Below are 11,929 nucleotides of genomic sequence, written 5' to 3' on the forward strand. Positions count from 1 at the left end.
TACCCCGAGCCGACGGGTGAGGTGCGCATGAGTCTGTCCCTGCGCTTCGCCGCCGGATCGCACAAGGGCATGATCCGCGAGGGCAACGAGGACTCCGGTTATGCCGGGCCGCGGCTGCTCGCCATCGCGGACGGCATGGGCGGCCAGGCCGCCGGTGAGGTCGCCTCCTCCGAGGTGATCTCCACCCTCGTCCAGCTCGACGACGACGTACCCGGCTCCGACCTCCTCACCTCCCTGGGCACGGCCGTCACACGCGCCAACGACCAGCTGCGGGTGATGGTCGAGGAGGACCCCCAGCTGGAGGGCATGGGCACGACCCTGACCGCCCTGCTGTGGACCGGTCAGCGCCTCGGCCTGGTGCACGTCGGCGACTCGCGCGCGTACCTGCTGCGCGACGGCGTGCTGACCCAGATCACCCAGGACCACACCTGGGTCCAGCGGCTGGTCGACGAGGGCCGGATCACCGAAGAGGAAGCCACCACCCACCCGCAGCGGTCACTGCTGATGCGGGCGCTGGGCAGCGGCGATCACGTCGAGCCGGATCTGTCGATCCGTGAGGTGCGCGCCGGCGACCGGTATCTGATCTGCTCCGACGGACTGTCCGGGGTCGTCAGCCACCAGACGCTGGAAGAGACCCTCGCCAGCTACCACGGGCCGCACGAGACCGTGCAGGAGCTGATCCAGCTCGCCCTGCGCGGCGGCGGCCCCGACAACATCACCTGCATCGTCGCCGACGTCCTGGACGTGGACGGCAACGACACGATGGCCGGGCAGCTCAACGACACCCCGGTCGTCGTCGGCGCCGTCGCCGAGAACCAGCACCAGCTCAGCGACCCGAGCACGATGCAGACGCCCGCCGCCCGGGCCGCCGAACTCGGCCGGCCGGGCGGGCAGCCCCCGGCACCCGGTGGCGGCTTCGGGCCGCCCGGCAGCGGTGATCCGGAGGTCGGCGGTCCGCCGCAGGGCTCCTTCGGCGCGTTCATGGACGAGGACTTCGTCAAGCCCCGCCCGCGCGGACGGTGGATCAAGCGGTCCCTGCTGATCGTGCTGGCGCTGGCGGTCGTCGGCGGCGGGCTCTACACGGGCTACCGCTGGACGCAGACCCAGTACTTCGTCGGCACCAAGGACGACCACGTCGCGCTCTACCGGGGCATCAGCCAGGACCTCGCGTGGATAAAGCTCAACGATGTCGACCAGGACCACCCCGAGATCGAACTCAAGTACCTGCCGCTGTACCAGCGCAACCAGGTCAAGGAGACGATCGCGGTCGACAGCCGCAACCAGGGCGGCGAGAAGGTCACCGAGCTGAGCCGGCAGGCCAACGCCTGCCGCAGCAAGGAGCAGCGGGAGGCCGCCGAGCGCGAGGCCGCGCGGCACCCCAAGGGCCGGGCGGGCACGCCGTCCAAGTCCGGCACCCCGTCCAAGTCCGGTGCCCCGAGCACCCGGCCCGGCTCCACCGACAAGACGGACAAGAACAGCGGCACCAGCACGGCAGGCACCCTGGCCGCGCCCGTGTCCCCGTCTCCCACAGCCACCCCCAGCCAGGCCCCCTCCGAGGAACAGCTGAAGCTGGAAAAGAATTGCAGCACCCAGCAGTGAGGGCGTAGGGGGCCGTAGATCTCATGAGCAGCAGTACCACCAACACCACCACTATCGGCAACATCGGAGCCCCGAGCCGCCGCAACACCGAACTGGCGATGCTCGTCTTCGCGGTGCTGATCCCGGTGTTCGCGTACATCAACGTCGGCCTGGCCAAGGAAGGCACGGTGCCGGCCGGTGTGCTCGGCTACAGCCTGGGCCTCGGCCTGCTGGCGGGCGTCGCGCACCTCGTCGTCCGCAAGTGGGCGCCGTACGCCGACCCGTTGATGCTGCCCATCGCCACCCTGCTCAACGGGCTGGGACTGATCTTCATCTGGCGGCTGGACCAGGAGCACTCGCTGGGCCCGGCGATGGCGCCCAACCAGCTGATGTGGTCGACGCTGGGTGTCGCGCTCTTCCTGGCCATCCTGATCTTCCTCAAGGACCACCGCGTCCTGCAGCGCTACACCTACATCTCGATGGTGGTCGCGCTGGTGCTGCTGGTGGCGCCGGTGTTCTTCCCCGGCGTCAACGGCGCGAAGATCTGGATCACGATCCCGGGTCTCGGCTCGCTGCAGCCCGGCGAGTTCGCGAAGATCATCATCGCGATCTTCTTCGCCGGCTACCTGATGGTGAAGCGGGACGCGCTGGCGCTGGCCAGCCGCCGCTTCATGGGGCTCTACCTCCCGCGCGGCCGCGACCTCGGCCCGATCCTGGTCATCTGGGCGCTGAGCCTGATGATCCTGGTCTTCGAGACCGACCTGGGCACCTCGCTGCTCTTCTTCGGTCTGTTCGTCGTGATGCTGTACGTCGCCACCGAGCGCACCAGCTGGATCGTGTTCGGCCTGCTGCTCAGCGCGGGCGGCGCCGTCGCGGTGGCGACGTTCGAGTCGCACGTCCAGACGCGTGTGCACAACTGGCTCAACCCGCTGGAGCTGCTGAACGGCGGTGTCACCGAGACCGCCCAGGCGATGTACTCCTTCGGGTCCGGCGGCATCCTCGGCTCCGGTCTGGGACAGGGCTACTCCCGCCTCATCCAGGGCATCGCGCCCAAGAGCGACTACATCCTCGCCACCGTCGGCGAGGAGGTCGGGCTGGCCGGCCTGATGGCCATCCTGCTGCTCTACGGCCTGCTGATCGAGCGCGGCATCCGGACGGCGCTGGCCGCCCGCGACCCGTTCGGCAAGCTGCTGTCGATCGGCCTGTCCGGCGCCTTCGCGCTGCAGGTCTTCGTCGTCGCCGGCGGTGTGACCGGGCTGATCCCGCTGACGGGTATGACGATGCCGTTCCTCGCCCAGGGTGGCTCGTCCGTAATCGCCAACTGGGCACTCGTCGCCATCCTGCTGCGGATCAGCGACACCGCGCGCCGCCCGGCGCCGGCCCCCGCCCCGTCCACCGACGCCGAGATGACCCAGGTGGTCCGCCCGTGAACAAGCCCCTGCGCCGGGTCGCGATCTTCTGCGGCCTGCTCGTCCTCGCCCTGCTGGTCCGCGTCAACTGGGTGCAGTTCGTCGAGGGTGACCAGCTCAAGAACGATCCGCACAACCGCCGCGTCGCCATCGAGCGCTACAGCACGCCGCGCGGCAACATCATCGTGGGCGGCAAGGCCGTCACCGGCTCGACGACCACCGACAGCGGCGACTTCAAGTACAAGCGGACGTACAAGAACGGCAAGATGTGGGCGCCGGTCACCGGCTACGCCTCGCAGGCCTTCGACGCCAACCAGCTGGAGAAGCTGAACGACGGCATCCTCACCGGCACCGACGACCGCCTCTTCTTCAGCCGCACGGTCGACATGTTCACCGGCGGCAAGCAGAAGGGCGGCGACGTGGTGACCACCCTCAACGCCAAGGCCCAGAAGGCCGCCTTCGAGGGACTCGGCAAGCAGAAGGGCGCGGTCGCCGCGATCAACCCGGAGACCGGCGCGATCCTGGCGCTGGCCAGCACCCCGTCGTACGACCCGTCCTCCTTCGCCGGGATGAGCAACAAGGACGCCGAGGCGTACAACGCGCTGCAGAAGAAGAACGACCCCGACGAGCCGATGCTCAACCGGGCGCTGCGCCAGACCTACCCGCCCGGCTCGACCTTCAAGGTCGTCACGGCGTCGGCGGCCCTGGAGAACGGCCTCTACCACGACGTCAACAGCAAGACCGACTCCCCGCTGCCCTACACGCTCCCCGACACCTCGGGCCTGCCGCTGAAGAACGAGGGCAACATCCCCTGCAAGGACGCCAGCCTGCGCGAGGCGCTGCGCTGGTCCTGCAACACGGTGTTCGGCAAGATCAGCGCGGACCTCGGCAACAAGAAGATGAAGGCCGAGGCGGAGAAGTTCGGCTTCAACGACCCGGGGATCAACACCCCGGTCCGCGCCTCGGAGTCGATCTACCCCGAGGACAACCGGCCGCAGAACGCCATGGCGGGCATCGGCCAGGCCTCCAACCGCGCCACGCCGCTGCAGATGGCCATGGTCGCCTCGGCCGTCGCCGACGGCGGCAAGCTGATGAAGCCGTACATGGTCGACCAGCTGGTCGCGCAGAACCTCAACGTGGTCCAGCAGCACACGCCGCAGCAGATGAGCCGGCCGCTGAGCCCGGAGAACGCCCAGAAGGTCCAGAGCATCATGGAGACCGTCGTCAAGGACGGCACGGGAACCGCCGCTCAGATCCCGGGCGTCACCGTCGGCGGAAAGACCGGCACCGCGCAGCACGGCGAGAACAACAAGGACAACCCGTACGCCTGGTTCATCTCCTACGCGAAGACCGGCAAGGGCACCCCCGTCGCGGTCGCCGTCGTCATTGAGGGATCCGACACCCTCCGCGACGACATCGCCGGCGGCAAACTCGCTGCTCCGATCGCAAAGCGCGTGATGGAGGCAGTACTCGAAGGCCAGAAGTGACGCGGGTCATGCCAATACCGGTCACGTATCAGGTTGCGGCTCCGGCCCGGTCCGGTAGGGCGTGCCGGGTACGGTATGCCCGGACAGCACACCGCCGGACCACACACCGGTGCGGTCGGGACTGACGGAGAGGGCTGGAGAAGCTTATGGAAGAGCCGCGTCGCCTCGGCGGCCGGTACGAGCTGGGCTCGGTGCTCGGCCGCGGTGGCATGGCCGAGGTGTACCTCGCGCATGACACCCGCCTGGGCCGCACCGTAGCTGTGAAGACGCTGCGGGTGGATCTCGCCCGTGACCCGTCCTTCCAGGCCCGGTTCCGCCGTGAGGCCCAGTCGGCCGCCTCGCTGAACCATCCGTCGATCGTCGCGGTCTACGACACCGGCGAGGACTACGTCGACGGCGTTTCCATCCCGTACATCGTGATGGAGTACGTCGACGGCTCCACCCTGCGTGAGCTGCTGCACTCCGGAAGAAAGCTGCTGCCCGAGCGTTCGCTGGAGATGACCACCGGTGTCCTCCAGGCGCTGGAGTACTCCCACCGGGCCGGCATCGTCCACCGCGACATCAAGCCCGCCAACGTCATGCTGACCCGCACCGGCCAGGTCAAGGTCATGGACTTCGGCATCGCCCGCGCCATGGGCGACGCCGGGATGACCATGACGCAGACCGCGGCCGTCATCGGCACGGCGCAGTACCTCTCTCCCGAGCAGGCCAAGGGCGAGCAGGTCGACGCCCGCTCCGACCTGTACTCCACCGGCTGTCTGCTCTACGAGCTGCTGACCGTCCGGCCGCCGTTCGTCGGTGACTCACCGGTCGCGGTGGCCTATCAGCATGTCCGTGAAGAGCCGCAGAAGCCGAGCAACTTCGACCCCGAGATCACGCCGGAGATGGACGCCATCGTCCTGAAGGCGCTGGTCAAGGACCCGGACTACCGCTATCAGTCGGCGGACGAGATGCGTGCCGACATCGAGGCGGCGCTGGAGGGCCAGCCGGTCGCGGCGACCTCCGCCATGGGCGCGGGCGGCTACGACCAGGACCAGCCGACCACGATGCTGCGCCCGCAGGATCCGGCCGGCCAGACCTCGATGCTGCCGCCGATGAACCCCGACGACGGGGGCTACGGCCACGACGACCGCGGCGACCGCCGGCGCGGCGGCGGCCAGAAGAAGAGCAACACCTCGACGATCCTGCTGGTGCTGGCGGCCGTCCTCGTCCTGATCGGTGCGATCTTCATCGGCAAGGCGATGTTCACCCACAGCAACAAGGGCGGCACGACACCCGTCCCCAACCTTGTGGGCAAGACCCTCCGGGAGGCCAAGGAGTCCGGCCGCAACGGCAGCTTCAAGGTCGAGGAGGGCGGCCGCAAGGCCTGCGACAACGTCAAGAAGGGCCAGGTCACCGAGCAGGACCGGAGCCCCGGCGACGACATGCAGAAGAACGACACGATCACCGTCACGCTGTGCACGGGCCAGGAGCAGATCTCGGTTCCCAGCGTGACCGGCCTGACCGAGTCCGAGGCCCGCTCCGACCTCCGGGAAAAGGGCTTCACCAACATCGAGAGCAAGCCCGTCGTCTCCGACCGCGACCCCGGTACCGTCGCGGACCAGGACCCGGCGGCGAACTCCAAGAAGTCCAAGAACACCAAGATCACGCTGTCCATCGCCACGGCGAGCCCGAAGGTGAGCGTCCCCGACGTCACCGGTCAGGACGCCGACGCGGCGGAGAAGCAGCTCAAGGACCAGGGCTTCCAGGTCTCCCGGACCGAGCAGGAGACCCCCGACCCAACCAAGGTCGGCAAGGTCATCTCGCAGAGCCCGGAGGGCAACACCAAGGCCAAGCCCGACTCCACGGTGACCCTCACGATCGGCAAGGCAGGCGCCCAGACGCCGGTGCCCAGCGTGATCGGCCAGACCGTGAAGCAGGCCAAGCAGGCGCTCCAGCAGGCCGGATACAAGAACATCCAGTTCGCCGGCGGCAGTTCGCAGGACGACAACGCCCGGGTGGTCACGCAGGACCCGGCCGCCCAGACACCGTCCGACCCCACGACCACCACCGTCACGCTGACCACCATCGGCGGCGGGGGCGGCAACGGTAACGGCGGCAACGACGGCGGAGGCGGCATCTTCGGCGGACCGTTCGGCGGCTAGCGGCCCGCACGACGAGGCAGTACGGAGCCCCGGCACCCTTCCTTGGGTGCCGGGGCTCCGCGTTGTCCGCGCACCGGGCCGGGCGGGGCCCCGGCGGCTAGCCGAGCTCCTTCGGCGGTGTGCGGTCCGCGTCGACCTTCTCGGTGCGGACCAGTTCGCCCCAGACGATGTAGCGGTAGGTCGAGGTGTAGACCGGGGTGCAGGTCGTGAGGGTGATGTAGCGGCCGGCCCGGTGCTTGCCGGATTCCTTCGGGAGCTTGTCGAGGACGTCCACGTTGAACTTCGAGGTCTCGGGCAGCGTCGCGAAGACCTTGTAGACGTACCAGGTGTCCTTGGTCTCGAAGACGATCGGGTCGCCGTCCTTGAGCTTGTCGATGTTGTGGAACTTCGCGCCGTGGCCGTCGCGGTGCGCGGCGAGGGTGAAGTTGCCCTTCTTGTCCTGCGGCAGGCCCGACTTGACGGGCTTGGTGTAATAGCCGGCCACGCCCTCGTTGAGGATCTGGGCGCCGGTGCCCTTCTTGACCAGCACCTCGCCGTTGTCCATCGCCGGCACGTGCAGGAAGCCGATGCCGTCCTTGGTGTCGAGCTCCCCCGGTCCCTTGGGACCGCTGCTCGCCCAGTGCTTGCGCACCTGGTCGCCCTGCTGGTGCGCGGCGCGGTCGGCGAGGACGTTGGTCCACCACAGCGAATAGGCGACGAACAGCCCCAGGATCAGCCCGGCCGTGATCAGCAGCTCACCGATGACGCTGACGACGGAGGCGACGGCTCTGCGCACCCGACGCGGCTTGAGTGGCGGCGCGGACCGGTCGGATACCTGGTCGTTTCCGGTGGCAGTCACCGCGTAGCACCCCTCTTTTGTTCATTCAGCCGGTGAGCGCATCCGGTTCGCCCTTGCTCCGCGGCCGCTCGTCGACCATCTTGCCCCAGACGATCATCCGATAGGTACTGGTGAACTCCGGGGTGCAGGTCGTCAGCGTGATGTAGCGGCCGGGGCCGGTGAACCCCGAGCCGGGCGGCACGGGGCCGATCACGCTGGTGTTGCTCGGCGAGGTCTGCGGGAGGATGCTCTCCATCTCGTAGGTGTAGTACGAGCTCTGCGTCTCGACGACGATTTTGTCGCCCTTGGTCAGCTTGTTGATGTAGCGGAACGGCTCGCCGTGGGTGTTGCGGTGCGCGGCCACCGCGAAGTTGCCCTTCTTGTCCCAGGGCATCGCCGTCTTGGTCCCGCTGTTCTTGTCGTAGTGACCGACCATGCCGTGGTCGAGCACATTGTGCTTGTCGATGCCCTCGGCTATCGGCGCCTTCACATCGAGCTTGGGGATGTACATGATCCCGAAGCGCTCGCCGTCCGCGAGGTTCTTCTTTTCGCCGCCGCCCTTGTCCCACTCGTGCTGAAGGTTGGTGGTGGCGCCGCCCGCCTCCTCCTCCGCGCGGACATTCGTCCACCAGAGCTGGTAGGTGACGAAGAGCAGCATCAGCACGCCGAGGGTGATGAACACCTCGCCCAGCGCGCGGCTGGCGATCAGGCTGGGGCTGTCCTTGGCGGCGCGGGCGGCCCGCCGGGCCTCCACCCGGGACGTGGGGGCAGCGGCGACGGAGTCGGCGGCCGTGGTGTCGGCCGGCCCGCCGTGACGTGCTCGGCGTCCGCCGCGCTTGGCGGCCTCCTGGGCGGCCTTGCGCCGGGCCGCTCTGCCGCCGCCGGCCGGAGACTCCGCCGTGGTTTCACGTGAAACCACGGAGCCCCCGACATCCGCGGCCTCCGCAACGTCGGTTTCACGTGAAACGGTGGCGCCGCCGGGCTTCTCGGCCTGCCGCAGCGCCATGGTCTCGTCGTCGTTCCGCCAGGGCGCGGGGGCGGCCGCCGCGGGGGGAGCAGGAGCGGGGGGTGGAGGCGTCTCGCGCGCGACATAGGGCCGGGCTATCGGCTGGGGCGAGGCGGGGCGCGGGGCGGGGACGGCGCCGTGGCCCTGGCCGTAGCCGGCGGACTGCGGCGGCGCGGGCGGCTGCCGGTGCGGCGGGTCCGGTTCCAGATGCGGGCGGAACCACGGAGAGCCCTGCCGCACGCCCTCCTGGGCCGGCTTGCCCCGCCGTCGGCCCCGGCCCGGCCGGCCGTACGGAGCGGCCGGGCCGGCCGGGGGCGCCTGCCCCGGCAGCGGATCGTTCAGGGGGTCGTTGAGCGCCTCCACCGCGGCCTCGAACGCGTCGGGCTGCCGGTGGGGCTCCTGCGGGCCGTACGGGTCGTGTGGCGGATACGACCGGTCCGGTTCGTAGGGCTCGGAGGAACTGCCTTCACGCTCGGGGCGCAAGGCGGTCACGCGCCGGCCTTGCCGACCACCGGGGCCAGCCCCGTCGAGCGCGCCACCGCCCCCTCATCGCCGCATTCGACGAGCCAGTTGGCCAGCATCCGGTGCCCCCACTCGGTCAGGACCGACTCGGGGTGGAACTGCACACCCTCCACCGGTAGTTCGCGGTGCCGCAGACCCATGATGATCCGTCCGCCGGGGACGTCGTCGGCCTCCGTCCAGGCGGTGACGAGCAGGTCGTCGGGGACGGTGTCCGGCTCCACGGCCAGGGAGTGGTAGCGGGTGGCGGTGAACGGGCTGGGCAGCCCGGAGAAGACGCCGGCGTTCTCGTGGACGACCAGCGAGGTCTTGCCGTGCAGCAGCTCGGGCGCGCGGTCCACCACGCCGCCGTACGCGACGGCCATCGACTGCATGCCCAGGCAGACGCCGAAGACCGGGACGCCGGTGTCCGCGCAGTGCCGGACCATGTCGACGCAGACACCGGCCTGCTCGGGGGTGCCGGGACCGGGCGACAGCAGCACCCCGTCGAAGCCGTCCTGGGCGTGCCGCGGGGCGACCTCGTCGTTGCGCAGCACCTCGCACTCGGCACCGAGTTGGTAGAGGTACTGGACGAGGTTGAAGACGAAGCTGTCGTAGTTGTCGACGACGAGAATCCGTGCGGTCATCGGACGGCTGCCATCCCTTGATCGACAGTGACGTCATTGAAGGGGAGCAGCGGCTCCGCCCACGGAAAGACGTACTGGAAGAGTATGAAGACCACCGTCAGGGCGAGCACCAGGGAAATCAGCGCCTTCACCCACGTGTTGCCCGGCAGATGCCGCCAGATCCAGCCGTACATGCTGTCGCTGTCCCCTTGCCGATGCCGATGACGATGTCCGTTGCGACACCAGAGTAAGGGGCGAGGGCGGGCGCAGGTGGGTCAGCTGCTCAAAGCCGATGGCCTTCCCCGTGCCGCGGGTTGGGTGGAATCCAGGTGTGCCCAGGCGATCAGCCGGTGGCTGTGGCCCCATTCCGGCTCGCAGGTCGTCAGCGTGAGATACCGCCCGGGGCCGTGGAAACCGGACTTGGGCGGCACGGGGTCGATCACGCCGATATCGCCGGGCAGCGTGGTGTAGGGCCGGTTGTCGATGCGGTAGGTGAACCAGGTCGTGCCGTCGGTGAGCACCACGGCGTCACCGGGGCGCAGCCGGGGGAAGTCCTTGAACGGGTCGCCGTAGGTGCGGCGGTGCCCGGCGACGGAGAAGTTGCCGAGCTGGCCGAGGTGGGCGGTGCGGTCGTAGTGGCCCAGGCCGCGCTTGAGGACGTCGGGCGCGGTGCCCTCCAGTACGGGCTTGGCCCAGTCGGCGCCGAGGCGGGGGATGTACATCACGGCGAACGAGGCGCCCGGCGGGTAGGCGCGGGGGCGCGCGGCCGGTGCGGTGCGGCCGCCGGGGGCCGGCGGGCGGGCCGGGGCGGTGACCGGGCCCGTGGACCAGCGGTCCTGGAGCCGGCCGATCTCGCCGTCCATGGCGCTGTCGGCCCGTACGCCGGTCCAGAAGAGGAGATAGACCACGAAGAGCACGATGAGCGCGCCCGCGGTGACGCAGATTTCGCTGAGCGTCCGCACGATCCGGCGCACCGTCGTTCCGCCCCGCTGCGTCATCCGGCCCCGCCCCTCCCCGCTGCCCCGGGGGGCGCGGCTACGGCTTCACAGGCTGTGCGTAGTGGAGATCCACTGTGCCGGAGTAGCCGGGAAGAGTCACCGCCTCGTGCTGGTCGACTTTCCAGCCGAGGCCGTAGGCGTTCACGTACTGGAGGTAGTTCTGGATGGCGGGGGAGGCGGTCAGGGCGTTGGTGAGGGCCTCGCGGTCGCCGACGGCGGTGATCTTGTACGGCGGTGAGTAGACCCGGCCCTGGAGGATCAGGGTGTTGCCGACGCAGCGCACCGCGCTGGTGGAGATCAGCCGCTGGTCCATGACCTTGATGCCCTTGGCGCCGCCGTGCCACAGGGCGTTCACGACGGCCTGCAGGTCCTGCTGGTGGATGACCAGGTCGTTGGGCTGCGGCTCGGGGATGCCGGGAATCTTGGCGGTGGCGTTCGGCGGAGCGTCGGTGAGGGTGACCGTCACGCCCTGGCCCTTGACCGGCTTGGTGCCGGCGCTCTTCTCCAGCGCCTTGAGCTTGGCCTCCTCGGCCCGGGAGCTGCCGTTGTCGCGCTGGGCGAGGGAGTCGACCTCGGCGCGCAGCGCGGCGTTGCTCTCGTCCTGGACGCCGTTCTTGTGGCTGCGTTCCTGGATGAGGTCGGACAGCCGCAGCATCGAGTCGTCCGAGCGCAGGTTCGTGCCCCGTGCGGTGTCGAAGCTGAGCCAGAACAGCATCCCGGCGAGCGCGAAGACGACGAGCGTGAGGAGGCGCACCGGCCGCAGGCGCGAGCGGGCGGGGCGGTCGGGGGAGTCAGCGGAATTGCTCAACGTACCCTTACTCCTTACGGCGCCTCGGAAGGACTACGCTAACGGACGCCCGGGAGACGAATCCGCTCCCCACCGCATCCGCGTCCCGGCGCACACTCCGTACCTCCCCGCGGATGGGGGCACCGCCCGCTCGAGCACGGACGAGAGCCGGGGAGCAGCACATCGACAGGAGAGTTCCTCGTGCCGAAGTCACGGATCCGCAAGAAGGACGACTTCACGCCGCCGCCGGCGGCCAAGACCACCAGCCTGAAGATGAACTCAGGCCGTGGCTGGGTGGCGCCGGTGATGCTGGCCATGTTCCTGATCGGGCTGGTGTGGATCGTGACGTTCTATGTGTCCGAAGGCGATCTGCCGATCGGGGCCATGGGCAACTGGAACATCGTCTGCGGCTTCGGCTTCATCGCGGTGGGCTTCGGCGTATCCACCCAGTGGAAGTAGGGCAAGCCCTGCCCAAGGCCATCCACACGGTTATCCACAGCCGGGGAAAACTTCAGAAGATCTGTGGATAACCTTCGGGAGGTTGACGCCGGTGTGATCGGCGGCACCCTTCCCGAGCCT

The 11,929-nt window shown here is 69.3% G+C and carries 11 protein-coding genes; 5 read left to right on the forward strand and 6 right to left on the reverse strand.

Going from position 1 to position 11,929, the window contains the following annotated elements:
• Window positions 1–27 precede the first annotated feature (27 nt).
• From IEY78_RS07025 to pknB, 4 genes are all read left to right on the forward strand, one after another.
• Window positions 28–1,599 (forward strand): PP2C family protein-serine/threonine phosphatase, encoded by a 1,572-nt coding sequence (locus IEY78_RS07025; protein ID WP_189096875.1) that lies wholly within the window; start codon window positions 28–30, stop codon window positions 1,597–1,599.
• 23 nt (window positions 1,600–1,622) lie between these two features.
• Window positions 1,623–3,008, forward strand: a complete 1,386-nt coding sequence (locus IEY78_RS07030) for an FtsW/RodA/SpoVE family cell cycle protein (RefSeq protein ID WP_189096708.1) — start codon at window positions 1,623–1,625, stop codon at window positions 3,006–3,008.
• Window positions 3,005–4,474 carry a peptidoglycan D,D-transpeptidase FtsI family protein gene (locus tag IEY78_RS07035; RefSeq protein ID WP_189096709.1) on the forward strand — a complete coding sequence of 490 codons (1,470 nt, stop codon included), beginning with the start codon at window positions 3,005–3,007 and terminating at the stop codon, window positions 4,472–4,474. The genes IEY78_RS07030 and IEY78_RS07035 overlap by 4 nt, the downstream gene beginning before the upstream one ends.
• 146 nt (window positions 4,475–4,620) lie before the next feature.
• Entirely contained in the window at window positions 4,621–6,618 is a 1,998-nt protein-coding gene (gene pknB, locus IEY78_RS07040; RefSeq protein WP_189096710.1) for a Stk1 family PASTA domain-containing Ser/Thr kinase, read from the forward strand.
• Window positions 6,619–6,715: 97 nt separating this feature from the next.
• On the opposite strand, the gene IEY78_RS07045 is transcribed toward pknB, so the two are convergent.
• The 6 genes from IEY78_RS07045 to IEY78_RS07070 all read right to left on the reverse strand — a co-directional run bounded on the left by IEY78_RS07045 (window position 6,716) and on the right by IEY78_RS07070 (window position 11,371).
• The gene (locus IEY78_RS07045; RefSeq protein WP_189096711.1) at window positions 6,716–7,456 is read right to left on the reverse strand and encodes a class E sortase; all 741 of its coding nucleotides are present in this window, start codon (window positions 7,454–7,456) and stop codon (window positions 6,716–6,718) included.
• Between the two features lie 25 nt (window positions 7,457–7,481).
• Window positions 7,482–8,933, reverse strand: coding sequence for a class E sortase (locus IEY78_RS07050; RefSeq protein WP_189096712.1), 1,452 nt, complete (start codon window positions 8,931–8,933; stop codon window positions 7,482–7,484).
• Entirely contained in the window at window positions 8,930–9,586 is a 657-nt protein-coding gene (locus IEY78_RS07055; RefSeq protein WP_189096713.1) for an aminodeoxychorismate/anthranilate synthase component II, read from the reverse strand. Before IEY78_RS07055 ends, IEY78_RS07050 begins: the two co-directional genes overlap by 4 nt.
• The gene (locus tag IEY78_RS07060; RefSeq protein ID WP_189096714.1) at window positions 9,583–9,759 is read right to left on the reverse strand and encodes a hypothetical protein; all 177 of its coding nucleotides are present in this window, start codon (window positions 9,757–9,759) and stop codon (window positions 9,583–9,585) included. The genes IEY78_RS07055 and IEY78_RS07060 overlap by 4 nt, the downstream gene beginning before the upstream one ends.
• An 81-nt stretch (window positions 9,760–9,840) precedes the next feature.
• The gene (locus IEY78_RS07065; RefSeq protein ID WP_189096715.1) at window positions 9,841–10,563 is read right to left on the reverse strand and encodes a class E sortase; all 723 of its coding nucleotides are present in this window, start codon (window positions 10,561–10,563) and stop codon (window positions 9,841–9,843) included.
• A 37-nt stretch (window positions 10,564–10,600) separates the two neighbouring features.
• Window positions 10,601–11,371 (reverse strand): DUF881 domain-containing protein, encoded by a 771-nt coding sequence (locus tag IEY78_RS07070; RefSeq protein ID WP_189096716.1) that lies wholly within the window; start codon window positions 11,369–11,371, stop codon window positions 10,601–10,603.
• A 180-nt stretch (window positions 11,372–11,551) separates the two neighbouring features.
• Here IEY78_RS07070 and crgA point away from each other — a divergent pair, with 180 nt between their 5' ends.
• Window positions 11,552–11,809 (forward strand): cell division protein CrgA, encoded by a 258-nt coding sequence (gene crgA, locus IEY78_RS07075; protein WP_189096717.1) that lies wholly within the window; start codon window positions 11,552–11,554, stop codon window positions 11,807–11,809.
• The last annotated feature ends 120 nt before the right edge of the window (window positions 11,810–11,929 follow it).

The sequence above is a fragment of the Streptomyces kronopolitis genome (assembly GCF_014646275.1).
Classification (GTDB): domain Bacteria; phylum Actinomycetota; class Actinomycetes; order Streptomycetales; family Streptomycetaceae; genus Streptomyces; species Streptomyces kronopolitis.

Excerpts from the sequence above, each read along its gene's own strand:
- IEY78_RS07025 (WP_189096875.1), top strand. The coding sequence starts at position 28 with ATGAGTCTGTCCCTGCGCTTCGCCGCCGGATCGCACAAGGGCATGATC.
- IEY78_RS07030 (WP_189096708.1), top strand. The coding sequence starts at position 1,623 with ATGAGCAGCAGTACCACCAACACCACCACTATCGGCAACATCGGAGCC.
- pknB (WP_189096710.1), top strand. The coding sequence starts at position 4,621 with ATGGAAGAGCCGCGTCGCCTCGGCGGCCGGTACGAGCTGGGCTCGGTG.
- IEY78_RS07055 (WP_189096713.1), bottom strand. The coding sequence starts at position 9,586 with ATGACCGCACGGATTCTCGTCGTCGACAACTACGACAGCTTCGTCTTC.
- IEY78_RS07060 (WP_189096714.1), bottom strand. The coding sequence starts at position 9,759 with ATGTACGGCTGGATCTGGCGGCATCTGCCGGGCAACACGTGGGTGAAG.
- IEY78_RS07065 (WP_189096715.1), bottom strand. The coding sequence starts at position 10,563 with ATGACGCAGCGGGGCGGAACGACGGTGCGCCGGATCGTGCGGACGCTC.